The following is a 25397-nucleotide window of genomic DNA, read 5'->3' on the forward strand; positions in this document are numbered from 1 at the left end:
ACGGTGTGACGCGGAGAGGGTGAGCGGAATGAGAAGACAACGCTGGTACACGCCGTACCTGCTGGTACTGCCCGGCGTGATCTGGGTCCTGGTGTTCGCACTGTGGCCGTTCCTGAACACGGTGTTCCTCGCGTTCACCGACGCTCGCCCTCTCCGCCCCGTCAAGTTCGTCGGCCTGGAGAACTTCGCCAAGATCGGCACCGACGAGCGCTTCGGCTACGCGCTGACGACCTCGCTCGTCTACGTGGTCGTGTGCGTGCCGCTGCTGACCTTCATCCCGCTGCTGCTGGCGCTGCTGGTGCACCGGAAGATCCCGGCGATCGGGTTCTTCCGCACCACGTTCTACTTCCCCGTGATCGCCTCCGCGGTGGTCGTCGCGATCGTGTGGGAGTTCCTCTTCTCCAGCACCGGCACGATCAACTCCGCGCTGAAGTTCTTCGGCCTGGCGGACAGACCGATCGAGTTCCTCTCCGACCGCTGGCTGCTCATCTTCTGCGCCATCGGCCTGACCGTGTGGAAGGGCCTCGGCTACTACATGGTCGTGTACCTCGCCGCGCTCGGAAACGTCGGGCGCGAGCTGCACGAGGCCGCCGCGATGGACGGCGCCGGCGCCTGGCGCCGCTTCTGGTCGGTCACCGTCCCCGGCGTCCGTGGCCCGATGATGCTCGTCTCGGTGCTGATCTGCGTGGCCGCCGTGCGGGTGTTCACCGAGCTCTACGTGCTCTCGCACGGGTCCGGTGGACCCGGCGGCCAGTCGATGAGCATGGTGATGCTCATCCAATCGATGGGCAAGGGCCTGAACGGGCAGATCGGCTACGCCTCGGCGATCTCGATCGTGCTCTTCCTGCTCACCCTGGTGCCGCTGCTCGTGGTCGGCATCGCGAACAACGGCGACGTGCTCAAGGAGATGGCGGTGAACCGGCGCATGCGCCGCGCCGCCCGTGCCGCGAAGCGCGCCCAGGAGGTGTCGGCATGAGTCTGATGGGTTCCCGCGAGACGGCGGCACTGGCCTCGCAGACCGAGGCGACCATCGAGAAGCGCCGCAGGCCGCGCGAGCCGCGCGTCAAGGAGAAGGCCTACCGCACCAAGGGGTCTGCCGACATCCTGAAGCCGTCGCTCGGCGGTCTGATCGGCAAGTACGTCCTGCTGCTCGCCATCCTCGTCATCATGGTGTACCCCTTCGTGTGGCAGCTGTCGACGTCGTTCAAGGGCAACGCCGAGGACATCTACTCGTTCCCGCCCTCGCTCATCCCGAGCGAGTTCACCTGGAACCACTACTCCGAGGTGTTCCGCACGATCCCCGTGCTCGACTACGCCCGCAACTCGCTGCTGGTCGGCGTCGGCACCGTGATCACCAACGTCGTCTTCGCCACTCTGGGCGGATACGCGCTCGGCTGCCTGAAGTTCCGCGGCAAGGGCATCGTGATGGCGATCTTCTTCTCCACCCTGCTGCTGCCCGGTGAGGTCACTCTGACCAGCCAGTACCTGACCGTGAAGTCGCTCGGCCTGGCGAACACCCTGTGGGGTGTGTTCCTGCCCGGCGCGATCGCGGCGATCAACGTGCTGCTGATGGCCGCCGCCTGCCGCATGATCCCCGCCGACACGCTCGACGCCGCCACGATCGATGGTGCCAACACCATCCAGCGACTGCGGCACATCGTGTGGCCGAACATCCGAGGCATGGTCTCGGTGGTCGCGCTGTTCGCGTTCATCGGCTCGTGGGACGAGTTCCTCTGGCCGCTCGTGGTGCTGTCCGATCCGGCGAACTACACGCTGACGGTCGGTATGGACTACCTGAACTCGAACTTCGGTGCCAACCCGCGCGTCATCGCCGCGGGCACGATGATCGCGCTGGTGCCGATCATCATCCTGTTCGCCGTGCTGCAGAAGCAGTTCTTCAAGGGCGTCGAAGAGGGCAGCGTCAAGGGATGATCTGGTCCGCGTTGCCGCAGCCCGCGCGGATCGATCTGACGGGCGGCACCTGGCGTCCCGCGTCGGTGCAGGTCGTCGCGCAGAGCCCGGAGTTCGCCCGCGAGGCGGAGCGGCTCCAGGTCGAGCTCGCCGCCCTCGGCATCCCGGAGGGTGCGGATGCCCGCGTGCTGCTCCACGCGGCCGAAGACTCCTCGCCGGGCGCGGCGGGCGCTCCGGGGGGAGTGCCCGCCCCCGGTGAGGCCTACGAGATCTCCGTCGGCGACGACGTCGATATCCGCACCGCGACGCCGGCGGGCGCGTTCCGCGCGACCCGCCAGCTGCTGCACAACCTGCGCGCGCAGGACGCCGTCCCGCGCGGCGAGGTCGCCGGTGCGCCGGCGGTCGCCGAGCGCGGCATCCATCTCGATGCCGCGCGCAAGTTCTATCCGGCGGAGTGGATCACCCGGATGCTGCGGGATGCGGCAGACGTCGGCGTGAACGTCTTCCAGTGGCACTTCTCCGAGAACGAGGGGTTCCGGCTGGAATCGGCCGCGTTCCCCGAGGTCGTCTCCGCCGAGCACATCACCCGGGCCGATGCCGCCCAGATCGTCGAGATCGCCCGCGACCTGCACATCGACGTCGTGCCGTCGCTGGACATGCCCGGTCACCTGAGGCAGGTGCTCGCGCAGCATCCTGATCTGCGGCTCCCGCCGGGAACGGATCCCGAGGATCCGGCCGAGGCCGGGATCATCGGCACCGACCATGCGCTCGACATCACGCGTCCCGAGGCGGTGGACTTCGCGCGCCGGCTGATCGACGACATGGTGCCGGTGTTCCCGCACTCCACGAAGTGGAACCTCGGCGGCGACGAGTTCGTCGCCTTCGAGCGCATCGAGGACTATCCCGCTCTGACGGATGCCGCACACGCGCGCTTCGGCGCCGACGGCACCGGCTTCGACCTGCTCACCGCCTTCGTGAACGAGATCGCCGCGCACCTGCGCGGGCACGGCCTGCAGCCACGGGTCTGGAACGACGGGATGCTGCGCAGCGCGCAGGTGCCCCTCGACCCAGACGTGGTGCTGACCTGGTGGACCAACTGGCACGCCGGGATGCGCCCGGTGTCGGAGGCCGTCGCCGCCGGGCACCGACTCGTCAACGTGAACGACAACCTCTTCTACTACGTGCTCGGAGAGAACGCCGGGTACCGGTACCCGACCGCCGAGAAGATCTGGGCGGCGGACTGGCACCCCGGTCTGTTCCCGAGCCTGTGGGGCTCCGAGGGGCAGGCCACGGTGCGCCAGGAGATGACCCAGCCGTACTCGGATCTGCTGCTCGGATGCTCGTTCGCGATCTGGTCCGACAAGGGCGGTCCGCAGACGGTGGAAGAGGTCGCCGCCGGCATCCGTGCGCCCCTGCGCGCCATGGCCGAGCGCGCATGGAACGGCGGCAGTGCGCTGTCGCTGTCAGAGTTCACGGCGCTGGACGCCGCCATTGACGAAGCGCGGGGCTCATAGGGGCGGGCGTGGGAACCCCCTCCACTCGAAGGAGAGATGAAGGATGAGACGAACGACAGCCGCACTGAGCATCGGAGTGCTTCTCAGTGGACTCGCCGCCTTCGGCGGCAGCGCCGCCGTGGCCGACGAGGCACCGGTTCAGGCCGGGAACACCTCTCAGTGCACTGCCGATCCGCTGGTCATGGCGTACTACCGCACCTGGCGCGATGTCACGGTGCCGCACGACGCCAACTCGAACCTGCCCGACCCGAACGTCACGAAGATGACCGACCTCCCGGCGGAGGTCGACGTCGCGATGGTCTTCGACGCGGGCAAGACCGCCGACACCGACTACTGGAAGACGCTGCGCGACGAGTACGTGCCGACGCTGCACGCACGCGGCACCCGCGTGGTCTACACGCTGTGGATCGACAAGCTCGCCAAGGCCGACATCCCGCTGACGGACGAGGCCTACCGCGAGTACGCGCAGCAGCTGGTCGACACGTACGTCACGCCGTACGGGCTCGACGGCATCGACATCGACGTGGAGTCGTACCCCACCGGTGACAACCTGACCAGGGCGATCGGCGTGTTCAAGGCGCTCGGCGAGATCATCGGGCCGAAGTCGGGCAGCGACAAGCTGTTCATCTTCGACACCAACCAGACCGGCAGCACACCGCTGTTCGAGGCTGTCTCCGACAACGTGTCGTACGTGCTGCTGCAGGCGTACGGCCGTGACGCGAGCAGGATGCAGAGCACCTGGGAGACGTTCGCGGACGACATCGCGCCGTGCCAGTTCCTGCCCGGGTTCTCGTTCCCCGAGGAGCAGGACCGCACCCACTGGGGTGATGCCGAGGGCATCTACGACTCCGCGACTGCGTCGTCGTACCTCGCGCACAAGTACGCGACCTGGCAGCCCGCGGAGGGCGGACAGAAGGGCGGGTTCTTCGCCTACGCCGTCGACCGCGACGGCAAGGTCTGGGGCGACGACACCATCACCCCGACGAAGTTCACCTGGATGAAGAACCTCGCCGCCGTGCAGGATGACGCCGCCGGTGTCGCTCCGAAGCCGACCACCGCATCGCTCGGCGACGACCGCGTCACCGTGAGCGGCGTGGGCGCGCCGGGTGCTGAGGTCTCCGTGACCGTCGCCGGCCCTGGCCTGCGCCCGTCGGATGCCACGACCACCGCCGCCGTGGACGGCAGCTGGTCGATCACGCTGTACCGCAAGCTGACCGTGCCGCAGAGCGCCACCGTGACGCAGAAGCTCGCGCACACCGGGTCGTCTGAGCCGGTGACCGTCCGCTTCCGTCCGATGGCGGGCTGATCGCGAGGGCGCTGTTCTCGGGGCGGACCACCCGCTCCGAGAACAGCGCCCTGAACGCCCGCCGGTAGAATCGGTCACTGCCGACCAAGGAGGCGCGATGGGGCAGGAAGCCGTGAAGAAGCATCAGGACTACAACCCGGGACCGCGGGTGGGGATCACGTTCTCGACGTTCGATCTGCTGCACGCCGGGCACATCATGATGCTCGCCGAGGCCAAGCGCCAGTGCGACTACCTGATCTGCGGCCTGCAGATGGACCCGACGCTGGACCGTCCCGAGAAGAACGCGCCCACCCAGACCGTCGTCGAGCGCTACATCCAGCTGCGCGGCTGCGAGTACGTCGACGAGATCGTGCCCTACTCGACCGAACAGGACCTCGAGGACATCCTCCGCTCCTTCAAGCTCGACGTGCGCATCGTCGGCGACGAGTACGAGAACCGCGACTTCACCGGCCGCGAGTACTGCGAAGAGGCCGGCATCGAGCTGTACTTCAACAGCCGCAACCACCGCTTCTCCAGCTCCGGACTGCGCAAGATCGTCGCCGCCAAGGAGGCCGAGCGCCTCTCCCGCGCCTGAGCGCGAACTGATGCGACCGAGGGGGCAGCCCGCGGTCAGGCGATCATGACCCGCCCCAGGGACCGGGTGTAGTCCTCCTTGATGACGTCGAGGTGGGTCCAGCTCTCCAGCCCGCCGACCTGGGGGAGTGCACGGATCTCCTCCAGGACGGTGAGCACGCCCGCGGTCGACGAGCCGCCGATGGTGGCGATGAAGTCGTAGCTGCCATGCGACCCCGCAGCGAAGTCGATCACCGGTGAGTCGAGGATGTACTGCCGCACCGGGGCGGCGTCATCGCTCACGGTGATGCCGACGCCCACCGCGACGCGGTTGCGGGATAGGCCGCCTGAGGGGATCGCCGAGATGCGGATCACGCCCGCGTCGATGAGCCTCCGCACGCGCGAGCGTGCGGAGGAGGGCGAGAGGTGCACGGCGTCGGCGAGTGCCCGGTAACTCTCCCTTCCGTCGTGCTGCAGTGCGGCGATCAGGCGATGATCGAGCTCGTCGAGGTCGATGTCGGTGCGGGAGTCGGCGACGAAGAAGCCCCTGAGCACCTCCGCGTACGTGGTGACCCTGACCTGCCGCACGGCGGGGATGCGACGCACCCGGTCGAGCATCTCGTGCAGACGGGCGTCGTCGCCGTGCCGTGACTCGAACACCAGGGGGTACGCACCGCTCACCATCGACACGAAGACCGCGTCATCGATCCGGGCGATCTCCTCGGCCACGGGCCGGGCGGGACCCGTCACGCTCACCATCCCGTGGACCAGCACGTGGTGACCGGCGAAGCCGGGATCGAGTGCCGCCACCACGCGCAGCCCGTCGCGCTCGGTCAGCCGGCGCAGACGCTGGGACACGTAGTCGCGGGAGGTGCCGAGCAGGTCGGCGAGTTCCTGGATGCTGGCGCGTCCATCCTTCTGGAGGGCGTGGATGAGTCGTCCGTCCAGGTCGTCCGGGTCGCGATCGGCTCGTCGTGGTGAGGTCGCTTCCTCGGTCATGTGCACCCCCTGTGTCGGTGTCCACCGCGATGGGCGAATTAGCCGGATCTGCGAAGCGGTGGCCGCAGATGATCGGTCATTGACGCGATTCTATTTGCGTATGGCGTTCGACCGCGGCATAAGGCCTGCAGATCGATGGTGAAGATCACTGTTCTAGCGAGCATCTGTGAGAGAACCGGCCTATAGTCGGCACAGCCCGAAGGACTTTTACCCTCACCCCCCCACAGAGCAAGGGAGCCCTGTATGTCCGCCTCAACCGCCGCTCCGCAGGCACCGTCGCATCGTCGCGCGCTCCGCGCCGGCTTCGCCGCGATGGTCGGCACCTCGATCGAGTGGTACGACTTCTACGTCTACGCGACCGCTGCCGCGCTCGTCTTCCCGCAGGTGTTCTTCCCCGAGGTCGACCGGGTGCTGGGCACCCTGGCCTCGTTCGGCACCTATGCGGTCGCCTTCTTCATGCGCCCGCTGGGCGGCATCATCTTCGGCCACATCGGAGACAAGTTCGGCCGCAAGCCGGCGCTCACCGTCACCCTGCTGATGATGGGCATCGCGACGGTACTGGTCGGATGCCTGCCCGGGTACGCCTCCATCGGCATCGCCGCGCCGATCCTGCTCGTGCTCCTCCGCATGGTGCAGGGCCTCGCGGTCGGCGGCGAATGGGGCGGTGCCAGCCTGATGGCCGTCGAGAGCGCACCGCCGAAGTACAAGGTCTTCTACGGCGGCTTCACCCAGGTCGGCAACCCTTTCGGCGCCATGCTGGCGACCGGCGCGTTCTGGTGGCTCTCCACCCTGGGCGACGAGGCGCTCACATCGTGGGGCTGGCGCGTGCCGTTCCTCGCCAGCATCATCCTGATCGGCGTCGGTTTCTGGGTGCGCTACCGCGTCGAGGAGACCCCCGTGTTCGAGGCGAAGATCGAGGGGCATCAGCAGTCCACGCCCGTGCTGTTCGCGTTCCGCAACAACTGGTGGCCGATGCTGCTCGGCTTCTGCATCATCGCCATGTCGTCGGGCGGCTACGTGATCGCCACCACGTTCGTGGAGAACTTCTCGATCTCGCCCGACGTGGGCCTGGACAGCCGGACGATCCTCGCGGCGATGACCGTCGCCTCGTTGGTCGAACTGCTGATCACGCTGCCGCTCGCCTGGCTCGGTGACAAGTGGGGCAGCAAGACCCTCATCTACCTGGGTGCCATCGGCTCGATCGCGGTGTTCGTGCCGCTCGTGCTCGTCATCCAGGGGCACCAGATCGCGTGGCTGTTCGTGCTGGCCTCCGCCCTGCGCATCACGCTCAGCGGCGCCTGGGCCCCGCTGTCCACGCTGATGGCGCAGATGTTCCGGCCGCAGGCCAGGTACACGTCCATGTCGCTCTCCTACGGCATCGGCGCAGCGGTGTGGGGTGGTCTTTCACCGGCCATCGCAACGGCGCTGATCGCGGCCACGGGCAGCTTCTGGTCGGCCGTGGTGTTCTTCGGCGTGCTGTGCCTGCTCGCCGTGTTCGGCGCGTACTTCGCTCCGCAGCACTCCGACAACGCCCCGGTCACCGAGTCCCTGATCGCACGCGGCACCACCGCGATCCCCACCACTCCGAAGGACTGAACGATGCGCCGACTGGCCACCTACGACTCCCGCGACGCGGCCGCGACGATCGTCACCGCGAAGACCATCCGCACCGTCGACGAGCAGCGTCCGCAGGCCGAGGCGATGCTGACCGCCGGCGGCAGGATCCTCGCGGTGGGCTCGCTCGCCGAGGTCGAGTCCGCCGCCGAGGCGGCCGGTCTGGATCCGGTGCGAGTCGACCGTCCCGATGCGACGATCGTGCCCGGCTTCGTCGACGCGCACGCGCATCCGCTGATGTACGGGCAGATGCTCACCTGGGTCGACATCGGCCCTGACCGGGCGGCGTCGATCCCCGAGATCGTCGAGCTCATGCAGGAGCGGGCGAAGACTCTTCCTGCGGGGGCGCCGCTGCGCGGCTACGGCTACGAGCAGCGCAACCTGGCCGAGCGCCGTCATCCGACCCGGCACGAGCTCGACGCGATCGCCACGGACCGCGAGGTGTACATCATGAACGCCTCCGGCCACGGCGGCGTGGTGAACAGCTTCACGCTGGAGAAGTACGGCGTGACCCGCGACACCCCCAACCCCGAGGGCGGTGAGTTCTTCCGCGATGCGGAGGGCGAGCTGACCGGCGAGTTGTCGGATGCCGCGTGCAACGTGCTCACTGGGCTGCACGGGGTGAAGGTGGGCCACCACGGCCCGAACTTCCACCTCGGCGACGAGCCTGCCGAGCACCAGCATCAGCTCGACGCCGTGCAGCGCGAGTTCCTCGCCGGCGGTGTCACCACGATCGGCGACGCCCAGGTGTCGCAGCGCGAGTTCGCCGCGTACCTGGCATTGGCCGACCGCGGCGCCCTCGACCTGCGGGTCTCGATGTACTTCCTCTCGCACCTGCTCGATCAGGTGATCGACCTCGGCCTGACCGGGCCGTTCGGCAACGCGTTCCTCTCCGCGGCGGGTGTGAAGCTCTACGCCGACGGCACGCTGGGCGGGTGGACCGCGTACTTCCCCGAGGGGTACGTCGGCGACCCGTGCCGCACCGGACAGCTCTACCATCAGCCGGAGGAGTACACCGGGCTGGTGAAGAAGGCGCACCTGGCCGGGCTGCAGACCGCCACCCACGCCCAGTCGCCCACCGCCATCAAGATGGTCGTCGACGCGGTGCAGGCAGCGCTCGACGAGCGCCCCGACGCGGACGCCCGGCACCGCATCGAGCACTGCGGCCTGCCCGACCCCGCCGAGATCCGGAGGATGGCCGAGCTCGGCATCCGCCCGGTGAACCAGACCCAGCACTACTACAACTGGGGCGAGGGCGTGGAGCAGGCGATCGGCACCCCCGGTGAGCGGTTCAACCCGCTCGGCGAGTTCCTCGAGGCCGGCGTGCCCGTCACGATCTCGTCGGACGCCCCGGTCGCCGAGCCCCGGCCGCTCGAGGCGATCCAGGCGGCGGTGACGCGCGTCACGCGCCGCGGGCACAAGCTGGGGCCGGACTCGCTCCGCATCAGCGCCGAGGAGGCCCTGCGCGGGCACACGCTCGAGGGCGCGGCCTCGCTCGGCCGCGACGACGAGCTGGGCTCACTGACGCCCGGCAAGCGCGCCGATTTCGTCGTGCTCGGCGGCGATCCGCTCGGTACGGAAGGCGCCGAGATCGCCGGCATCCTCGTCCTCGAGACCTGGGTCGACGGCGTCGTGAAGCATCAGGCTCAGGAAGGATGAGCGGCATGGAGACCGTCGCGAAGCGCACCACCGGCTGGGTGATCATGGAGGCCCTCCGGGGCTACGGCATCGACACGGTGTTCGGCATCCCCGGCACCCACAACCTGGAGTTCTACCGGCCGCTGCCCGCTCTCGGCATCCGTCCGGTGACCACGCGCCACGAGCAGGGGGCCGGTTACGGCGCCGACGGCTGGTCGCTGCAGACCGGGATGCCCGGGGTCGTCGTGACGACGAGCGGTCCGGGCCTGCTGAATGCACTGTCCGCCGCGGGCACCGCCTACTGCGAGTCGCGACCGATGATCATCCTGTCGCCCGGCCCCGCCCGCGGCAGCGAGTTCGCCGACGTCGGCACGCTGCACGAGACCAAGGACCAACTGGCCGCGGCATCCGCCGTCGTGGAGTGGGGCCGTCGCGTCACCTCCGCCGCCGAGGCCGTCGCGGCCGTGCACGACGCCTTCGCGCTGTTCGCCACGGGACGCCCGCGCCCGGTGTACATCGAGGTGCCGCTCGACCTGCTCGAGGAGGAGGCCGAGGGGATCACCGACGACGAGCTCTCGTCGCGGGTGTTCCCGCCCGCTCCGGCGCCCTCCGACGACCTGGTCACCGAGGCCGCGCGTCTGCTGAACGCGGCGTCCGATCCCGTCATCCTCGCCGGCGGCGGATCCCGTCGTGCCGGTGCCGCGCTGCGGGCCGTCGCCGAGCGCCTCGGCGCTCCGGTCGTCACGACCGCGAACGCGAAGGGCGTGCTCGACGAGCACCACCCGCTCTCGCTCGGCGCCAACCTGCGGCTGGCCGCCGCGCGCAACCGCGCCCGCGACGCCGACGTGCTGCTCGTCGTCGGCTCCAAGCTCGGCGAGGCCGAGCTCTGGGTCGACCGGCTGGACGCCCGCGGCACCGTCATCCGCATCGATCTCCTCGCCTCGCAGCTCGAGAAGAACCAGAAGGCCGACGTGGGCATCGTCGGCGATGCCGCGGCATCCCTCTCCGCCCTTCTGACCGAGCTCGGCGACGGCCGCCCGCGCACCGACGGCCGCGTCGCCGAGACCCTCGAGGCCGTGCGCGCCGAGGTGCACGAGCTGTCGCCGGTGAACGCGGCGCTCGGCGAGGCCATCGCCGCCGCCCTGCCCGCCGACTCGATCGTCGCCACCGACTCGTCGCAGATCGCCTACTGGGGTCTGATGAACGTGCTGCGGGTGCCGAAGCCGAACTCGATGCCGTACATGGCGACGTACGCGACCCTCGGGTACGCCCTGCCCGCTGCGCTCGGCTCCCGGCTCGGGGACCCGGGCCGGCCGGCGTTCGCCGTGACCGGCGACGGCGCCCTGATGTTCTCGCTGCAGGAGATGATCACCGTCGTCGAGCAGCGTCTCGACGTCACAGTGATCGTCGTCGACAACGGCGGTTACGCCGAGATCCGCCAGAACGAGGCGGATGCCGGGATCGCGCCGATCGGCGTCGATCTGGTGCAGCCGGACTGGGCCGCACTCGGCACCGCGTTCGGCGGCACGGGGCGCCGCGTCGCCTCCGCCGCGGAGCTCGCCGAGGCCGTGCGGCAGGCGCAGACCGACGGCGGCCTGCACGTCATCCACCTCGACCAGTCCACCTTCGCCCTCTGAGACAGGAACACCCATGAGCAGTACACCGATCGGGCCGGCGGACGCCTCGAAGACCCCGCGCTATGCCGGGCTGTCCACCTTCGCCCGCCTGCCCCGCATCGAGGACGTCGGCGACACCGACATCGCCGTGGTCGGGATCCCGTTCGACAGCGGCGTCAGCTTCCGCCCCGGCGCTCGGTTCGGACCGGAGCACGTGCGCGCGTCCAGTCGTCTGCTGCGGCCGTACAACCCCGCGCAGGACTTCTCCGGCTGGGAGGCCGTGCAGATGGCGGATGCCGGCGACATCGCCGCCAACCCGTTCAACATCCACACCGCCGTCGAGCAGATCGCCGAGGCCGCGACCGAGCTCGGCGAGCGCGTCGACCGGATCCTCACGATCGGCGGCGACCACACGATCGCCTACCCGCTGCTCAAGGCGATCAGCGCCAAGCACGGTCCGGTCGCCGTGGTGCACTTCGACGCGCACCTGGACACCTGGGACACCTACTTCGACGAGCCGATCACGCACGGCACACCGTTCCGACGGGCCTCGGAGGACGGCTTCATCGATCGCACGGCGTCGATGCACGTCGGCACCCGCGGTCCGCTGTACGGCAAGGGCGACCTCGAGGACGACGAGCGACTCGGCTTCTCGATCATCACCAGCGAGTACGTGGAGGAGCACGGCGTCCCCGCGGCGATGGAGCGTCTGCGGCAGCGCATCGGCGACAAGCCGCTGTATCTGTCCGTCGACATCGATGTGCTCGACCCTGCGCACGCGCCGGGCACCGGCACCCCGGAGGCAGGCGGGCTCACCAGCAGGGAGCTGCTGCGCATCATCCGCGGCCTGGCCGATCTGAACATCGTCGGCGCCGACGTCGTCGAGGTCGCTCCCGCCTACGACCACGCGCAGATCACCGGCATCGCCGCCAGCCACGTGTCCTACGAGATCCTCACAGCCATGGCGCGCGCCATCGTGCGAGGACGCGGCGAGTGACGGACACGGAGAACGAGATGACCATCGCACGACCGCTCGCCGTCTACACCGATGTCGAGGACACCGATCCGGCGCCCGGGATCGCCCTGCTCGAGGCACAGGGCTTCGAGGTGCGCGTGCTCGGCACGCGCGACGCGCAGGAGATCGTCGAGGGTGCGCGCGACGCCGTCGCGCTGCTGCCGGGCTACGCCTCCGTCACCCGCGAGATGATCGAACAGCTGCCGAACCTCGAGATCATCGCCCTCATGTCGATGGGCTTCGACTACGTCGACGTCGACGCCGCCACCGAGCACGGGGTGTGGGTGACGAACGTGCCGGGCGCCGCGACCGAGGAGGTCGCCACCCATGCGCTGGCGATCATGCTGCACAGCCTGCGCCAGCTGCGCTTCTATCTCGCCAGCGCGAACCCCGTGGACTGGAACGAGAGGGCGCCGAAGGCGCCGCCACGGCTGAGCGAGAGGACGCTCGGCGTGATCGGGCTCGGCAGGATCGGCCGCGAGCTGGTCCGTCAGGCGGGACCGCTGTTCGGCCGGGTGCTGGGCTACGACCCGCTGATGCCGGACACCGCGGAAGTGCGCGCCGACCTCGACGCCCTCGGGGTGCAGCGCACGAGCCTCGACGAGGTGCGCGGGGCCTCCGACGTGCTGTCCCTGCACCTTCCGCTCACGCCCGAGACCGAGCACATGGTCGACGCGGAATTCCTCGCCGGGATGCCCGAGGGCGCGCTCCTGGTGAACGTGTCCCGCGGCGCGCTCATCGACGACGAGGCGCTCGCCGCGTCTCTCGACGCCGGGCACCTCGGCGGCGCGGCACTGGACGTGCTCGCCGCCGAGCCGCCGCAGCCGGGGCATCCGCTCGTCGGCCGGGACGACGTCGTGCTCACGCCGCACATCGCCTACTTCTCGGAGCGCACCGAGATCGAGTACGTGCGTATCCAGGCCCAGAACGCGGCGACGCTGCGCGAGACGGGCGCGCCGGACTCGCCGGTCAACCGCCCGGCGGGCGCCCGCGTCAGCCGGTGACGGTGAGGACGGCGTGCTCGCTGCCGCCGTCCTCCGCCCAGCGCAACGAGGCGGTGAGGATGCCGCTGAGCGCCTCGAGATCGATCTCCTCGAGGTCCTTGATGTACAGGCATCCGACGCCGGTGGTATGCGGTCCAAGCGCCGCCAGGTCGTCGGCGTGCGCCGCGGTGGACTCCAGGTAGATCGTCGATGCCGCCTTGCGCGGCGCGAAGGCCAGCAGCGGCATGTCGCCCTCGGTACCGGTGGGATAGCGGTAGTGGCAGCTGCCGAAGCCGACGATCGTGCCCCAGAGCTCCGGCTCGCGGCCCGAGATCTCCTGCATCAGAGCCGTCAGCGTCTCGGCGTCCCGCCGCCGCTTCGCCGGCGTGACGCCCGCGACGAACGCCGCGACGCTGCCGCCGGTAGGCCTCACTTCGCCGCCTTGGCGGCGGCCTTCATCGCGCGCTTGTGCTCGCGCACCTTGGTCAGCGACTCGGGCGAGACGATGTCGGCGACGCTGCGGAACGAGCCGTCCTCGCCATAGGGAGCGGATGCCTCGCGCCAGCCCTCACCGGTGAACCCGTACTGCTTGCCGAGCAGCGCCAGGAAGATCTTGGCCTTCTGCTCGCCGAAGCCGGGCAGCGCCTTCAGGCGCTTCAGCACGGTGGGGCCGTCGGGCGCGCCCTGCGTCCACAGCGCCGCGGCATCTCCGCCCCAGTCGTCGACCAGTGTCTGGCAGAGCGACTGCACGCGCGTCGCCATCGAACCGGGGAAGCGGTGCACCGAGGGCGACTGCTTGAACGCGGCCAGGAACTCCTCGGGATCCATCGACGCGATCGTCGCGGCATCAGCGGCTCCGGTGCGCTGCTCGATCTTGAGGGGACCGGCGAACGCGGTCTCCATCGCGACCTGCTGATCCAGCAGCATCCCCACCAGCAGGGCCAGCGGGTTGTCGGTCAGCAGCTCGTCTGCGGCGGTGTCTCCGGTGATGTGAAGGGCCATGCCTCCAGTCTCGCACCGGTGGGGGTTACGCGGGGAGGGCATGCAGGAGAGGATCGTCGGGACGAGAGGGGAACGACATGGGCCGGCTCATCTACTCGATGATCACCTCGCTGGACGGGTACGCGGAGGCGGAGGAGGGCGGGCTCGGCAGGTCGGCTGAGGACCCCGAGGTGCACACCTTCGTGAACGACCTGTTCCGCCCGGTGGGGACGTACTTGTACGGGCGGCGGATGTACGAGACGATGGTGTTCTGGGAGACCGTCGAGCAGGGTCCTGACGTGCCGGCCCACATCCTGCAGTACGCCGAGGACTGGCGGGCCGCGCAGAAGGTGGTCTACTCCACGACGCTGCCCGCGCCGTCGAGTGAGCGCACCCGCATCGAGCGGTCCTTCGACCCTGACGCGGTGCGGCGGCTCAAGGAGGAATCCGACCACGACCTGACGGTGGACGGCCCGAACCTCGCCGCCCAGGCGATCCGCGCCGGACTGGTCGACGACTACCACCTCTTCATCACGACCAGCGTCGTCGGCGGCGGAAAGAGGTTCTTCCCGGACGGAGTGCGGCTCGACCTCGACCTCGTCGAGGAGCGGTCGTTCTCGGACAGCGGCGTGCTCTACGCGCGGTACCGGGCGCGGGCGTAATCCCGGCATCCGATCAGGTCGCCGTTCGTCCCGCTCCCAGCGCGGGAGAGCGGGACGAACAGCGGCGTGAGGTCATCTGCTCACGTGGCGAGCACCGGCTTGTCAGAAGGGGATGCCGTGGGTGCCGACCCGCGGACGAAGAAGCTGCCCACGACGGCGACCAGCGAGAGCGCCGCGCCGATCATGAACGCGAACGCGATGCCGTCGGCTCCGGCCGCGGCATCCGTCGCGCCCGTGCCGGCGGCCTGCGCGGTGCCGATCGCGAGCATGCTGACGAACAGGGCGGTGCCGATGGCGCCGGCGACCTGCTGCACGGTGCCGACGATCGCCGAGCCGTGCGAGTACAGCCGCGGCCCGAGCGAGCCGAGCGCCGAGGTCATCAACGGGGTCATCATGAACGAGACGCCGAGCGAGATCCCGGCCAGCGCCAGCGCGGCCACCACGGGCGGAGTGTTCTCGGTGACCAGCGTCATCGACCACAGCACGCCGGAGGCGAGGATCGCGCCCGGGATCACGAGCGGCCGCGGGCCGTACCTGTCGAACAGACGGCCGACCAGCGGCGCGACCAGACCCATCACGAGGCCGCCGGGCAGCAGCAGCAGTCCGGTGGTCGCCGAGTCCACGCCGAGCACGTTCTGCAGGTAGATCGGTAGCAGGATGATCGCCCCGAACATCGCCGCCATCATCACCACGATGAGGCCCGCCGCCAGTGCGAACGAACGCGATGCGAAGGTGCGCAGGTCGAGCAGTGCCCGGTCGGTGCGCTGCAGCCGGACCTGCCGCAGGACGAACAGGGTCAGGCCGACCACGCCGACGACCAGGGCGATGAGGCCTGCTGTGACGGGAGCGTCCGGGCCGCCGCCGATGGTGCTGATGCCGTACACCAGTCCGCCGAAGCCGACTGCGGCCAGCGGCAGCGAGGGCAGATCGAGCGGGGTGCTGCTGCGCTCGCCGACGTTCTTCAGCAGCATCGCGCCGACCACCGTCATGATGATCGCGATGGGCAGGATCGTCCAGAACAGGAAGTGCCACGACAGCGCGTTCAGGATGAAACCGGAGAGGGCGGGACCGAGGGCCGGGGCGACCGCCATGACGATCGTGATCCGCCCCATGAACCGTCCGCGCTCCTGGGCGGGGACGACGTTCATGATCGTGGTCATGAGCAGAGGCATCATCATCGCCGTGCCGACGGCCTGGATCACACGCGCGAACAGCAGCACCGAGAAGTCCGGCGCGAGCGCGCCGATCACGGTGCCGACGGTGAACGCCGCCATCGCGAACAGGAACACCTGTCGTGTGCTGAACCTCTGCAGCACCCACCCGGTGGTGGGGATCACGACGGCCATGGTCAGCATGAACGCGGTCGTGGTCCACTGCGCGGTGGCGAGCGTGATGCCGAGGTCGTCGACGAGGTGGGGGAGCGCGACGCTCATCACGGTCTCGTTGAGCATCGTGACGAACGCGGCGCCGAGCAGCAGCCAGATCACACCGGTGCCGGTGGTCCTGCCTTCCGTGCTGCGCGCTCCTTCGACGACGGTCATGCTCCCACCAGCCGCAGCACGATGATCACCAGGGCGATCAGCATCATCACGATGTTCGGGACGAACGGCTCGCTGTGCCGACGGTGCGCGAAGATCGCGAGGAACTGGATGATCGCGATGCCGAGCGCCGCGAGCGGGGTGAGCCACGGCAGGACGCCGGTGAGCGCCGGCACGATCAGGCCGATCGCACCGAGCACCTCGGCGATGCCGATCAACCGCACCTGCGTGTCGGAGAAGTCGGCGAGGGTCGGCATGGGCTTGTCGCCGCCGTGCGGCTTCAGGACCTTCATGCCGCCGGCCATGAGGTTGACGAGCGCGAGGAGTCCGGAGAGGACCCAGGTGACGATGGTGAGGACGATCATGGGTTACTGAACCTTTCGAAGTTACCGTTAGTAACTGATGTACTATGGGTAAGTATTCCGGAAGGGGTGCCGGTGAAAGCAACGTCACCAGGTCACACGGATGTGACCATCGGGCAGGAGAGAGGCAGGAGATGACGGTCGAGAACAGGATGGCGTCGATCCATGAGCCGCGGATGCATCAGATGTGCGGGCACGACCCCGCGGAAGCCGAGGCGTTCCGCTCGATCCTGTCGCGCATCGGCGACAAATGGAGCCTGATGCTCGTCGGCATGCTGCATGAGGGGCCGCTCCGGTTCACCGAGCTCAAGCAGATGACCCCCGGCATCTCGGGGCGGATGCTGACGCACACGCTCCGCCAGCTCGAGCGCGACGGGCTGGTCGAGCGGGAGGTCTTCGCCGAGATCCCGCCGCGTGTGGAGTACCGGTCTACGCCGCTCGGCAAGAGCCTGGCCGTCCCCGCGCTGGCGATCGCGGAGTGGGCGTCGGCCCACCAGGGCGAGATCAGTGCGAACCGCGAGCGGTACGACGAGGCCGCCGACTAGTTGATGATCTCGCCGCCGCCCTCGGCGCGCATGCGGGCGAGATTGTCGCGCCAGGTCTGCAGGGCCTCGGGAGTCAGGCGGGTCCAGTCCTCGACGACGGCCAGTACGCGCAGCGGGTCGGTGCTGCGATAGGAGCGGGTCGGGTTGCCGGGGAACTTCTTGTCTGTGACGTTCGGGTCGTTCTCGAAGTCGCCGGTCGGCTCGACGCGGTAGACCCGCGGTTCGCCTTCGCCTGAGGCCAGCTCGGCCGCGAGGCCGGCCCCGTCGCGCAGCGCGGTGAAGTAGATGTGGTTCATCACGACCTCTGGCCGGTAGTTCGACCGGAACCCGGCCGTCAGCAGCTCGCCGGGCTGCAGATCCGCCTTGGTGCCATGGAAGAAAGGTCCCTCGTCCAGCGTCTCGGTCATGCGCCCAGGCTACCTATCAGGCGCGGGCATCGCGCGAGTGCACCACCTGCCGACGAGTGAACCCCTTGTCGACGTCGATACGTGGTGCGCTCGCAGTCAACCCGTTCAGTCGTCGCGATCCGGTTCGTTCGTGGCGCCGGCTGGCGCGATGCAGTGCGTCAGGCGGTGGCGGAGTCGGATGCCTCGGATGCCGGAGCATCCGGAGTGAGGCCGTAGAGGGTCTCGAGCGCGGAGAGGAACTCGTGTCCGCGGCCGGAGTCGGCCAGATCGTGCGCGCGGGTCGTCGGGGTGTGCAGCAGTACGCCCGCGAGGTGGCGCATGGCCTGCTCGACGCGACCGTCCTCGTCGCCGCGACGACGGGCGCGCTCGATCTCGTCCTCGAGCAGGCCGAAGATGTGCGAACGCAGGGCGACGACCGCGGGCGTGACGCTCTGCCTGGCACCGACCACGTGGAAGTCCGCCGCGGCGGCGCGCACGATGGAGCGCGCGGCATCCGTCGCCTGCAGCTCCTCCAGGGGCGCGTGCAGGCGGATGGTCTCGAGGTCGAGCAGGGCGACGCCCTCGAGCTGTGCGACGGCGGGATCGACGTTGCGCGGCATCCCGAGGTCGATCACGAGCTGACCTGCGGCCTGGTGCGCGACGGGGCAGCCGACGGCCGCGGCGGACGCCGGGCGCTGCAGCTGCTCCGGACCGAGCACGGGCTCGGCGGCGGCGGTACAGGTGATCAGCAGTGTCGACCTGCGCGCGACGTCGGCGTACTCCTCGGCGGTGATCGCGCGGATCTCGTGCTTCTTCGCGAAGAGCGCGGCGCGACCAGAGGGGGAGTGCACGGCGATGTCGGTGGCGCCGCGCTCGCGCAGCGTCGCGAGGGTCACGGCGGCATACGCGCCGGTGCCGACCAGCAGCACCCGCTCCGCGCCCCAGTCCGCGATGCGGCTGTCGGCGAGCTCGAGCGCGAGGCGCACCAGCGAACGGCCGGCGCGCGAGAGCGCGGTGTCGTTCTTGACCTTGCGCTGCGCCTGGCTGGCGCGCTGGAAGAGGCGCTCCAGCTCGGGGGAGGTGGTGCCGCCCTTGCGGGCGGTGGTCAGCGCGCGGCGCACCTGACCGGCGATCTCGCCCTCGCCCGACACGACCGATTCCAGACCGGATGCCACGGCGAACAGGTGCTCGGGCACACGACGGTCGCTGAGCACTTGGTACGAGCCGTCCAGATCCTCGGCCGGGATGCCGGTGGCCGCCACGACCGCGTCGCGCACCGCGCCGGCGGCGTCCGCGGGCTCGGCGTCGATCTCCACGTACGCCTCGAAGCGGTTGCACGTCGCCAGGACGACCGCACCCTGCGCGCCGCCGGCCATCAGAATGGGGGCCACGGTGTCAGGAGTGCGGCTGAGGCGTTCGAGCAACTCGAAGGAGGCGGTTCGATGACTCGCCGAGACGCAGACCAGCACGGAAGGGGATTCTACGCCCGCCTCCTATGTGACCCCTGACGCCCGTCACGATCCGACGCATCCGATCACCCGAACGACTCCGCGACCAGCTCGGCGATCAGCTCGTCGGCATCGGCCGCCACGCCCCTGCGCGCGAACCACTCGCACACGTTGACGCAGTCGCGGTGCAGCAGATCCCATGCCTGCGGGTTGGCAGCAAGGTCCACGATCTGCGGCAGGTCGATCACGACCACGCGACCGTCGTGCACGAGCAGGTTGTACGCCGAGAGGTCGCCGTGCACGAGCCCTGCGCGCGCGAAGATCCGCAGGATCTCGGCGACCTGCGCGAAGCAGTCGTCGAGACCGTCACGCACCTGGGCGAGCCGAGGGGCGGCGGTGCCGTCGTGTCCGATGAACTCCATCAGCACCTCGGTGCCGTCCACCTGCACGGGGTAGGGGACAGGGGCGCCGAGCTCGTGCATGCGGCAGAGCGCCTCGAACTCGGCGAACGACCACTGCGCGGCGGCGACCGCGCGGCCGTGCGCCGACTTCTTCGCGAGCGCCCTGGTGTCGCGGGTGTTGCGGGTGCTCCGGCCCTCGGTGTACATCGCGGAGCGGTGGAAGCTGCGGTGTTCGGTGGACCGGTACCGCTTCGCAGCGAGCAGCGAACGCTGCGACGGGTCGAAGGGCACGGCGCGCTCGATGAGGAACACGTCGGCCTCCTTGCCCGTCTTGAGGATGCCGAGCTCGGTGTCGACCGCGTCGGCCGAGGTGACGACCCAGTCGGGGCGCGGCTCGGGACCGCGCTCGGAGGGGGTGACCGCCTGCCACGTGCTCCAGCGCTGGTTCTCGACCAGGCTCGTGTCGGCGAAGGAGAGGGTGATGTCGAAAGGGGATGCGTCGAAAGACGAGTTCACGATGGTGTGCTCCAGGAGAGGAGGCCACCGCGGGATGTCAGTGGCGGGAGGCCTCAGAGATGTGGATGTCGAGGGAAGGCACGACGACAGAGACGTTCATCAGGCTCTCCTTCCCTCAGGCATCCGGGTCGCTCCCGGTGCGCATCCGAGCATAGGGGGACGGATGCCGGAGTGTCCAGCATCCGCCCCCGGACGATCAGCTCTGACGGACCGGCGCACTGCTCCAGGACGACGCCGATCCGCTCAGCTCGGCGTCCAAGGATTCCTGCGCGTACCTCATGTTCTCGGCGTAGGTCGGCTGCTGCAGGCGCTGCCACATGACCTCCTCCGGCACCGTCTCGACCTGCTGGGTGATCCACCAGATGTTGCCGAGCGGGTCCTTCACGCGGCCGCCGCGCTGCCCGAAGGCGTTGTCGCCCAGCGCGGTCACGACGCTCGCGCCGCGCTCGACCGCGCGAGCGAACGCTGCATCGGCGTCGGGAACCCAGATGCGCAGCAGGCTCGGCATCGCGGGCCAATCCCGTCGTCGGTCGAAGGCGAGCACGACCGTGTCGCCGATGCGGATCTCGCCGTGCCCGATCGAGCCGTCCTCGGTCACGACGCGGGCGAGCTCCTCGCCGTCGAACGCGTAGCCGATGAAGTCGAGGAGGGCGCCGGTGTCATCGGTGACCACCCAGGGCGCGACGGTGCTGTAGCCGGCGGGGGTGGCGGAGTCGGTGCGGGTCATGGCGGGTCCTTTCGTCAGTGTGGGATCCACGCTAGAAGTCATCTAGGTCTGTTTCAGTCCTAGATGTGAAGGATCATTGAGGACATGACTCAGACCGCCCGCCTCCTCGACCTGCTCGGGCTGCTGCAGACCGGACGGCCCTGGCCGGGATCGCAGCTCGCGACACGGCTTGAGGTGACGCCGCGCACGGTGCGCAGGGACGTCGAACGGCTGCGCGACATGGGCTACCCGATCGAGGGGGCGATGGGCGCGCAGGGCGGCTACCGCCTCGTCGCCGGCACCGCGATGCCGCCCTTGCTGCTCGATGACGACGAGGCGGTGGCCGTCGCCATCGCGTTGCGCACCGTCGCATCCGCCGGCGTCCCCGGCGTCGAGGACGCCGGCCTCAGCGCGCTGGGAAAGCTCCGTCAGTCGCTGCCGTCACGGCTCGCGGCCCGGGTCGGCGCGCTGTCGTCGCTGTCGATCGGGTGGGACCCGGATCGCCCGGCGGCGGATGCCGAGGTGCTGGGAGTGCTCGCGAGCGCGGCCACCCGTCGCGAGCGGCTCCGGATGGACTACGAGCGCCGCGACGGCGAGACGTCCCGGAGGCACGTCGAGCCGCTCCGCCTCGTGCTGCAGCACCGGCGCTGGTATCTGCTCGCGATCGATCTCGACCGCGGCGCCGGACGCGTGTTCCGGGTGGACAGGATCAGCGCACCGCATCCGACCGGTGTTCCGGCCGTGCATGCTCTGCCAGAGGAGGAGGTCGCCGACCTCATGCGACGCCGTGCGCTCGCCGCGGAGCCGGTGCTGCGCGCAGACGTCACCCTGCGTCTGCCGCTCGCGGTTGCGGCCGAGAGGCTGCGCGACGAGCTCGGGCGGGGCAGTCTGGACGCGGAGGGCGACGAGACCCGCTGGCGCAGCGACGAGGACACCGTGCACTGGCTCGCGATGCGGCTGCTGCGTCTGGACTGCGACTTCGTGGTGCACGGCCCGCCCGCGCTGGTCGAGCGGCTGCAGGCGATCCACCGGCGCACCGCGCGATGACGAGCGCCGGCGGGCACCCGGGCAGGGCACACTCATAGGCGCCGGTGTCAGGATGGGCTCATGAGTGACCTGCTGCGCGCGCTGGCCGGAGAGACCGTAGATCGCACCCCCGTCTGGTTCATGCGGCAGGCGGGACGCTCGCTGCCCGAGTATCGTGAGCTGCGCGTCGGCACGCGGATGCTGGACGCCTGCCTGACCCCGGACCTCGCGGCCGAGATCACGCTGCAGCCGGTGCGCAGGCACGGCGTCGACGCAGCCGTCTTCTTCAGCGACATCGTCATCCCGCTGCGCCTCGCCGGCGTCGAGGTCGAGATCGTGCCCGGCCGTGGCCCGGTGTTCGCGAACCCGGTGCGCACGGCGGACGACGTCGAGCGGCTCATCGCGATCGACCCCGCCTCGCTCGACGGCGACGCGATCTCCGCGGCGGTGCGCATCGTCACCGCCGAGCTGGGCGAGACGCCGCTGATCGGCTTCGCCGGGGCCCCGTTCACCCTGGCCGCCTACCTCGTCGAGGGCGGGCCGTCGAAGGAGCACCTGCGCGCCCGCGCCATGATGCACGCCGACCCGGTCTCGTGGCACCGTCTGGCCGGCTGGCTCGCCGCCGTGTCGCGGCGCTTCCTGGAGACGCAGCGCGACGCCGGAGCATCCGTCGTGCAGCTCTTCGACTCCTGGGCGGGCTCACTGTCCACCGAGGACTACCGCACCTACGTCGCCCCGCACTCGCGCGAGGTGATCGACGGCATCGGCGTGCCCGCGATCCACTTCGGCGTCGGCACCGGTCCGTTCCTCTCGGACATGCGCCTCGACGGCGCGGCGGACGCGGTGGGCGTCGACTGGCGGATGCCGCTGGACGAGGCCATCGGCATCCTCGGCCCCGACGTCGCCGTGCAGGGCAACATCGATCCGGCGCTGCTGCAGGCCCCGTGGACGGTGCTCGAGGCGCACGTGCGCGACGTGATCGAGCGCGGTCGCGGTGCGAAGGGCCACATCCTCAACCTCGGTCACGGCGTTCCGCCGGAGACCGACCCCGACCAGCTGACGCGCATCGTCGCGCTCGCGCACGGCGAGAGCTGAGGTCGACTGAGCCCAGCTCTATGGGGAGTTCTCCCCATGGGGTGCCGTCTGGACGTTCGGCTAGGGTCGCATCAGGAAACCGGGGGGTGCTGATGGGCGGCAAGGACGTCACGATCGACTACGACCTGCTCGAGGGGGTGCGCTCCTCGCTGAAGGAGCTGATCGCCGAGCTCGAGGACGCTCCGGAGCGCAACAGCGACATCGCCGGCGCGATCGACAGCCCCTTCGAGAAGGGCGAGCTGCAGGGCGCGGCAGCCGACTTCCGTGGCGCGTGGGAGCCGAAGCGCACAGAACTCATCGATGAGCTGCAGGACATCTCGACCTACATCAGCGACGTCATCGACTCGTACTACGGCCTGGACAGGTGGTTCTGAGATGACCGACAGAGTCGATGCCGGAACCGCCGGAGAGGCGTGGGCCGTCGGAGAGCAGATCCGCACGATGGTCGGCGAACCCGACGTCGTGCACCGCAACGGGCAGACCATGGCCGACTACGGGCATCGCATGAGCGAGATCGGCGCGCAGCTGGAGCTGATCCGCGACTCCGACATCTCGCAGTGGAGGATCAAGGGCAAGGCGACCGACAAGCTGCGCGCCTCGATCGGCGATGCCGCCGACCGGATGGCGGTGGCCGCGGCGCTCTACCTGCCGATCGGGCAGGCGTTCGGCAGCTACGGATCCAAGACCTCGTACCACCAGGACGAGCTCAACCAGCTCGCGGTGACATGCCGGGATCTGTGGGAGAAGTACCAGAGCGCGGTGGACGCGTACAAGAACGCCGAGGCCCCCGTCGAGGGCGCGGACGACTACGACGAGCAGAAGAAGGATCATCAGAAGCTCGAGGATGCCGCGTGGGAGGCCCGGGACGAATGGGACACCGCCTCCTCGAAGTGGGGCGGCTCCTTCTCGGTGTGGCAGGAGCTGTACCAGCGCACGCTGGAGACGGTCTCCGACCCCGACCTCGACAAGATCCGCAAGGGGGAGAAGCTGCCGGGCGAACCGGGACTCGACCTCTACCCGCACGGCGATCCCGACATCAGGGACATCGAGCAGCGGGGCGCCGGCGACTGCTACCTGCTCTCCGCGCTCGCCGGAATCGCGAACGGGGATCCGCAGAAGATCAAGGACATGATCACTGAGAATCCCGACGGCACGTACACCGTGCACTTCGCCGACGGCGACATCACCGTGGGCGGCGATCAGATCCCCGACGACGACCGTGCCGCCTGGGTGCGCGTCATCGAAGGGGCGTACGAGATCCACGAGGGCGGCTTCGAGGAGTTCACCAACGGCGGCTGGGCGCGTGACGTCATGGAGGACGTCTACGGTGACGAGGCCGACGTCAAGGATCACGATCCCGGCCGCTGGGACTGGCTCACCGGCGGGAACGACGTCGGCGACAGCTTCGACGACATGCACGATGCCCTGGCCGACGGCCGCCCCGTGGTCGCCAGCGCCCAGAACGGGCAGCTCGGATTCGAGGGCGGCGGCCATGCGATGACGGTTCTCCGCGCCTACGAGGAGAACGGCCAGCAGATGGTGGTGATCCGGAACCCGTGGGGCAGCAACACGAACCATGAGGACGCGATCCGTGCCGCGGGCGGCGAACTGACCACGCCGCCGGACGGTACGTTCGTCATGAGCATGGACGAGTTCACGAAGTCGTTCAACGTCGTCGAGGTCGCCAACTGATGACCGTCCGGAGGGCGAGCGCTGCCATCGCCGCCTTCCTGGCGATGACCTTGACCGCATGCAGCGCAGGCTCAGAGGAGGAACCGATGCCCACCCCCCGTTCGTCGACCGCGGCGGCGCAGGACCCGAATCCGTCCGAGCCGCTCAGCGAGCTCGTTCCGGCCGCGGATCTGATCGTCTACGGCACAGTCGAATCCGTCGACCCCGCGATCACGGACATCGACCAGGATGTCTTCCCTGTGCAGACCGCGACCGTGCACGTCGGCGAGGTCATGAAGGGCGACGCGTCCGAGACGATCTCCGTCACCAAGCCGGCCGACACCCACTATGCGCTCGTCGGTGAGGCGAACGGATCCTATGACGCCAAGCACGAGGGGATCTTCGTGCTCAAGAGGAGCGGCGACGCGTACGAGCTCTTCGGGCACGTGGGGGTGCACGACGACGCCGGTGCGCAGCGCGCGTTCGCCAGGGTGCTGGCCGGACAGCGCGAGCAGATCTCGACCGCGACGCCCGCTCAGATCGCCGAGTGGGCGAAGGAGGCCGAGATCATCGTCTTCGGCCGTGCCGAGGGCGATGCCGACGACGTGATCTGGCACACCCCGAGGGTGGACTTCTCCTCGTCGGCGACCATCACCCCGATCGAGGTGTACAAGGGCGAGATGTCCGAGCCGCTGGATGTCGTGCTGGGGCCTCAGCCGGATGTGCCCGGTGGCACCTGGGCGTTCCCGGTCGCCACCGAGGGGAACATCGCGACGTACTTCATCGACACATCGAGCGGTGCCCCGACCGTCATCAACACCGCTCAGCCGAGCATGCTCGAGCGCCGTCAGATCCCTCTCGGGGACTGAGCGCCCGGCATCCGCCCTTTCTCCCGGCTTCCGCATCGGATGC

Annotated in this window: 26 protein-coding genes; 17 read left to right on the plus strand and 9 right to left on the minus strand. The window is 69.5% G+C overall.

Going from position 1 to position 25397, the window contains the following annotated elements:
- The first annotated feature begins 28 nt into the window (after positions 1-28).
- From ACFVAE_RS12850 to ACFVAE_RS12870, 5 genes are all read left to right on the plus strand, one after another.
- A complete protein-coding gene (locus ACFVAE_RS12850; RefSeq protein ID WP_378892623.1) occupies positions 29-976 on the plus strand; it encodes a carbohydrate ABC transporter permease in 948 nt (315 codons plus the stop codon).
- Entirely contained in the window at positions 973-1932 is a 960-nt protein-coding gene (locus tag ACFVAE_RS12855) for a carbohydrate ABC transporter permease (RefSeq protein ID WP_378892626.1), read from the plus strand. Before ACFVAE_RS12850 ends, ACFVAE_RS12855 begins: the two co-directional genes overlap by 4 nt.
- Positions 1929-3425 carry a family 20 glycosylhydrolase gene (locus ACFVAE_RS12860; RefSeq protein WP_378892629.1) on the plus strand — a complete coding sequence of 499 codons (1497 nt, stop codon included), beginning with the start codon at positions 1929-1931 and terminating at the stop codon, positions 3423-3425. Before ACFVAE_RS12855 ends, ACFVAE_RS12860 begins: the two co-directional genes overlap by 4 nt.
- 43 nt (positions 3426-3468) lie before the next feature.
- A complete protein-coding gene (locus ACFVAE_RS12865; RefSeq protein WP_378892632.1) occupies positions 3469-4731 on the plus strand; it encodes a hypothetical protein in 1263 nt (420 codons plus the stop codon).
- A 97-nt stretch (positions 4732-4828) separates the two neighbouring features.
- Positions 4829-5305 carry an adenylyltransferase/cytidyltransferase family protein gene (locus ACFVAE_RS12870; RefSeq protein ID WP_378892634.1) on the plus strand — a complete coding sequence of 159 codons (477 nt, stop codon included), beginning with the start codon at positions 4829-4831 and terminating at the stop codon, positions 5303-5305.
- Positions 5306-5340: 35 nt separating this feature from the next.
- Here the strand turns inward: ACFVAE_RS12870 and ACFVAE_RS12875 are convergent, their stop codons facing one another.
- Entirely contained in the window at positions 5341-6282 is a 942-nt protein-coding gene (locus ACFVAE_RS12875; RefSeq protein WP_378892637.1) for an Lrp/AsnC family transcriptional regulator, read from the minus strand.
- Between the two features lie 243 nt (positions 6283-6525).
- Here ACFVAE_RS12875 and ACFVAE_RS12880 point away from each other — a divergent pair, with 243 nt between their 5' ends.
- From ACFVAE_RS12880 to ACFVAE_RS12900, 5 genes are read left to right on the plus strand one after another with little or no spacing between them, the layout of a single operon-like run.
- The gene (locus ACFVAE_RS12880) at positions 6526-7878 is read left to right on the plus strand and encodes an MFS transporter (protein WP_378892640.1); all 1353 of its coding nucleotides are present in this window, start codon (positions 6526-6528) and stop codon (positions 7876-7878) included.
- A 3-nt stretch (positions 7879-7881) separates the two neighbouring features.
- Positions 7882-9555: an amidohydrolase gene (locus tag ACFVAE_RS12885; RefSeq protein WP_378892643.1), complete on the plus strand. Its 1674-nt coding sequence runs from the start codon at positions 7882-7884 to the stop codon at positions 9553-9555.
- Entirely contained in the window at positions 9552-11171 is a 1620-nt protein-coding gene (locus ACFVAE_RS12890; protein WP_378892646.1) for a thiamine pyrophosphate-binding protein, read from the plus strand. Before ACFVAE_RS12885 ends, ACFVAE_RS12890 begins: the two co-directional genes overlap by 4 nt.
- A 13-nt stretch (positions 11172-11184) precedes the next feature.
- Positions 11185-12147, plus strand: a complete 963-nt coding sequence (speB, locus tag ACFVAE_RS12895) for an agmatinase (protein ID WP_378892649.1) — start codon at positions 11185-11187, stop codon at positions 12145-12147.
- 17 nt (positions 12148-12164) lie between these two features.
- Positions 12165-13169 (plus strand): C-terminal binding protein, encoded by a 1005-nt coding sequence (locus ACFVAE_RS12900; protein WP_378892651.1) that lies wholly within the window; start codon positions 12165-12167, stop codon positions 13167-13169.
- On the opposite strand, the gene ACFVAE_RS12905 is transcribed toward ACFVAE_RS12900, so the two are convergent.
- Both ACFVAE_RS12905 and ACFVAE_RS12910 read right to left on the minus strand, forming a co-directional pair.
- Positions 13159-13581, minus strand: a complete 423-nt coding sequence (locus tag ACFVAE_RS12905) for a DUF1801 domain-containing protein (RefSeq protein ID WP_378892654.1) — start codon at positions 13579-13581, stop codon at positions 13159-13161. The two genes, ACFVAE_RS12900 and ACFVAE_RS12905, sit on opposite strands and share 11 nt — an antisense overlap.
- A complete protein-coding gene (locus ACFVAE_RS12910) occupies positions 13578-14150 on the minus strand; it encodes an HhH-GPD-type base excision DNA repair protein (protein WP_378892656.1) in 573 nt (190 codons plus the stop codon). Before ACFVAE_RS12910 ends, ACFVAE_RS12905 begins: the two co-directional genes overlap by 4 nt.
- A gap of 77 nt (positions 14151-14227) precedes the next feature.
- Here ACFVAE_RS12910 and ACFVAE_RS12915 point away from each other — a divergent pair, with 77 nt between their 5' ends.
- Positions 14228-14791, plus strand: coding sequence for a dihydrofolate reductase family protein (locus ACFVAE_RS12915; protein ID WP_378892659.1), 564 nt, complete (start codon positions 14228-14230; stop codon positions 14789-14791).
- A gap of 80 nt (positions 14792-14871) precedes the next feature.
- On the opposite strand, the gene ACFVAE_RS12920 is transcribed toward ACFVAE_RS12915, so the two are convergent.
- The gene (locus tag ACFVAE_RS12920; protein WP_378892662.1) at positions 14872-16332 is read right to left on the minus strand and encodes an MDR family MFS transporter; all 1461 of its coding nucleotides are present in this window, start codon (positions 16330-16332) and stop codon (positions 14872-14874) included.
- Complete coding sequence (locus tag ACFVAE_RS12925; protein WP_378892665.1) at positions 16329-16694, minus strand: DoxX family protein; 366 nt, start codon at positions 16692-16694, stop codon at positions 16329-16331. Before ACFVAE_RS12925 ends, ACFVAE_RS12920 begins: the two co-directional genes overlap by 4 nt.
- A 131-nt stretch (positions 16695-16825) precedes the next feature.
- Here ACFVAE_RS12925 and ACFVAE_RS12930 point away from each other — a divergent pair, with 131 nt between their 5' ends.
- Positions 16826-17236, plus strand: coding sequence for a winged helix-turn-helix transcriptional regulator (locus ACFVAE_RS12930; protein ID WP_378892668.1), 411 nt, complete (start codon positions 16826-16828; stop codon positions 17234-17236).
- Here the strand turns inward: ACFVAE_RS12930 and arr are convergent.
- From arr to ACFVAE_RS12950, 4 genes are all read right to left on the minus strand, one after another.
- Positions 17233-17643: an NAD(+)--rifampin ADP-ribosyltransferase gene (arr, locus tag ACFVAE_RS12935; RefSeq protein WP_378892671.1), complete on the minus strand. Its 411-nt coding sequence runs from the start codon at positions 17641-17643 to the stop codon at positions 17233-17235. The two genes, ACFVAE_RS12930 and arr, sit on opposite strands and share 4 nt — an antisense overlap.
- A 158-nt stretch (positions 17644-17801) precedes the next feature.
- Entirely contained in the window at positions 17802-19091 is a 1290-nt protein-coding gene (locus ACFVAE_RS12940; protein ID WP_378892674.1) for a glutamyl-tRNA reductase, read from the minus strand.
- 65 nt (positions 19092-19156) lie between these two features.
- Positions 19157-19987, minus strand: coding sequence for a serine protein kinase RIO (locus ACFVAE_RS12945; protein ID WP_378892676.1), 831 nt, complete (start codon positions 19985-19987; stop codon positions 19157-19159).
- A gap of 196 nt (positions 19988-20183) precedes the next feature.
- Positions 20184-20714, minus strand: a complete 531-nt coding sequence (locus ACFVAE_RS12950) for a VOC family protein (RefSeq protein ID WP_378892679.1) — start codon at positions 20712-20714, stop codon at positions 20184-20186.
- A gap of 84 nt (positions 20715-20798) precedes the next feature.
- On the opposite strand from ACFVAE_RS12950, the gene ACFVAE_RS12955 reads away from it, so the two are divergent.
- The 5 genes from ACFVAE_RS12955 (at position 20799) to ACFVAE_RS12975 (ending at position 25354) form a co-directional block, all read left to right on the plus strand.
- Positions 20799-21740 carry a helix-turn-helix transcriptional regulator gene (locus ACFVAE_RS12955; RefSeq protein ID WP_378892681.1) on the plus strand — a complete coding sequence of 314 codons (942 nt, stop codon included), beginning with the start codon at positions 20799-20801 and terminating at the stop codon, positions 21738-21740.
- 60 nt (positions 21741-21800) lie between these two features.
- Positions 21801-22814, plus strand: a complete 1014-nt coding sequence (gene hemE / locus ACFVAE_RS12960; protein ID WP_378892684.1) for a uroporphyrinogen decarboxylase — start codon at positions 21801-21803, stop codon at positions 22812-22814.
- A 92-nt stretch (positions 22815-22906) separates the two neighbouring features.
- Positions 22907-23188: a hypothetical protein gene (locus ACFVAE_RS12965; protein ID WP_378892687.1), complete on the plus strand. Its 282-nt coding sequence runs from the start codon at positions 22907-22909 to the stop codon at positions 23186-23188.
- A gap of 1 nt (position 23189) precedes the next feature.
- A complete protein-coding gene (locus ACFVAE_RS12970; RefSeq protein WP_378892689.1) occupies positions 23190-24506 on the plus strand; it encodes a C2 family cysteine protease in 1317 nt (438 codons plus the stop codon).
- 86 nt (positions 24507-24592) lie between these two features.
- Complete coding sequence (locus ACFVAE_RS12975; protein ID WP_378892691.1) at positions 24593-25354, plus strand: hypothetical protein; 762 nt, start codon at positions 24593-24595, stop codon at positions 25352-25354.
- Positions 25355-25397: the final 43 nt, after the last annotated feature.

Origin of the sequence: Microbacterium sp. NPDC057659, from assembly GCF_042799915.1 — a bacterium.
Classification (GTDB): domain Bacteria; phylum Actinomycetota; class Actinomycetes; order Actinomycetales; family Microbacteriaceae; genus Microbacterium.

Bases quoted from the DNA above. Each gene is read 5' to 3' on its own strand.
- ACFVAE_RS12850 (WP_378892623.1), top strand. From the start codon at position 29: ATGAGAAGACAACGCTGGTACACGCCGTACCTGCTGGTACTGCCCGGC.
- ACFVAE_RS12855 (WP_378892626.1), top strand. From the start codon at position 973: ATGAGTCTGATGGGTTCCCGCGAGACGGCGGCACTGGCCTCGCAGACC.
- ACFVAE_RS12860 (WP_378892629.1), top strand. From the start codon at position 1,929: ATGATCTGGTCCGCGTTGCCGCAGCCCGCGCGGATCGATCTGACGGGC.
- ACFVAE_RS12865 (WP_378892632.1), top strand. From the start codon at position 3,469: ATGAGACGAACGACAGCCGCACTGAGCATCGGAGTGCTTCTCAGTGGA.
- ACFVAE_RS12870 (WP_378892634.1), top strand. From the start codon at position 4,829: ATGGGGCAGGAAGCCGTGAAGAAGCATCAGGACTACAACCCGGGACCG.
- ACFVAE_RS12875 (WP_378892637.1), bottom strand. From the start codon at position 6,282: ATGACCGAGGAAGCGACCTCACCACGACGAGCCGATCGCGACCCGGAC.
- ACFVAE_RS12880 (WP_378892640.1), top strand. From the start codon at position 6,526: ATGTCCGCCTCAACCGCCGCTCCGCAGGCACCGTCGCATCGTCGCGCG.
- ACFVAE_RS12885 (WP_378892643.1), top strand. From the start codon at position 7,882: ATGCGCCGACTGGCCACCTACGACTCCCGCGACGCGGCCGCGACGATC.
- ACFVAE_RS12890 (WP_378892646.1), top strand. From the start codon at position 9,552: ATGAGCGGCATGGAGACCGTCGCGAAGCGCACCACCGGCTGGGTGATC.
- speB (WP_378892649.1), top strand. From the start codon at position 11,185: ATGAGCAGTACACCGATCGGGCCGGCGGACGCCTCGAAGACCCCGCGC.
- ACFVAE_RS12900 (WP_378892651.1), top strand. From the start codon at position 12,165: ATGACCATCGCACGACCGCTCGCCGTCTACACCGATGTCGAGGACACC.
- ACFVAE_RS12910 (WP_378892656.1), bottom strand. From the start codon at position 14,150: ATGGCCCTTCACATCACCGGAGACACCGCCGCAGACGAGCTGCTGACC.
- ACFVAE_RS12915 (WP_378892659.1), top strand. From the start codon at position 14,228: ATGGGCCGGCTCATCTACTCGATGATCACCTCGCTGGACGGGTACGCG.
- ACFVAE_RS12920 (WP_378892662.1), bottom strand. From the start codon at position 16,332: ATGACCGTCGTCGAAGGAGCGCGCAGCACGGAAGGCAGGACCACCGGC.
- ACFVAE_RS12925 (WP_378892665.1), bottom strand. From the start codon at position 16,694: ATGATCGTCCTCACCATCGTCACCTGGGTCCTCTCCGGACTCCTCGCG.
- ACFVAE_RS12930 (WP_378892668.1), top strand. From the start codon at position 16,826: ATGACGGTCGAGAACAGGATGGCGTCGATCCATGAGCCGCGGATGCAT.
- arr (WP_378892671.1), bottom strand. From the start codon at position 17,643: ATGACCGAGACGCTGGACGAGGGACCTTTCTTCCATGGCACCAAGGCG.
- ACFVAE_RS12950 (WP_378892679.1), bottom strand. From the start codon at position 20,714: ATGACCCGCACCGACTCCGCCACCCCCGCCGGCTACAGCACCGTCGCG.
- ACFVAE_RS12955 (WP_378892681.1), top strand. From the start codon at position 20,799: ATGACTCAGACCGCCCGCCTCCTCGACCTGCTCGGGCTGCTGCAGACC.
- hemE (WP_378892684.1), top strand. From the start codon at position 21,801: ATGAGTGACCTGCTGCGCGCGCTGGCCGGAGAGACCGTAGATCGCACC.
- ACFVAE_RS12965 (WP_378892687.1), top strand. From the start codon at position 22,907: ATGGGCGGCAAGGACGTCACGATCGACTACGACCTGCTCGAGGGGGTG.
- ACFVAE_RS12970 (WP_378892689.1), top strand. From the start codon at position 23,190: ATGACCGACAGAGTCGATGCCGGAACCGCCGGAGAGGCGTGGGCCGTC.
- ACFVAE_RS12975 (WP_378892691.1), top strand. From the start codon at position 24,593: ATGCCCACCCCCCGTTCGTCGACCGCGGCGGCGCAGGACCCGAATCCG.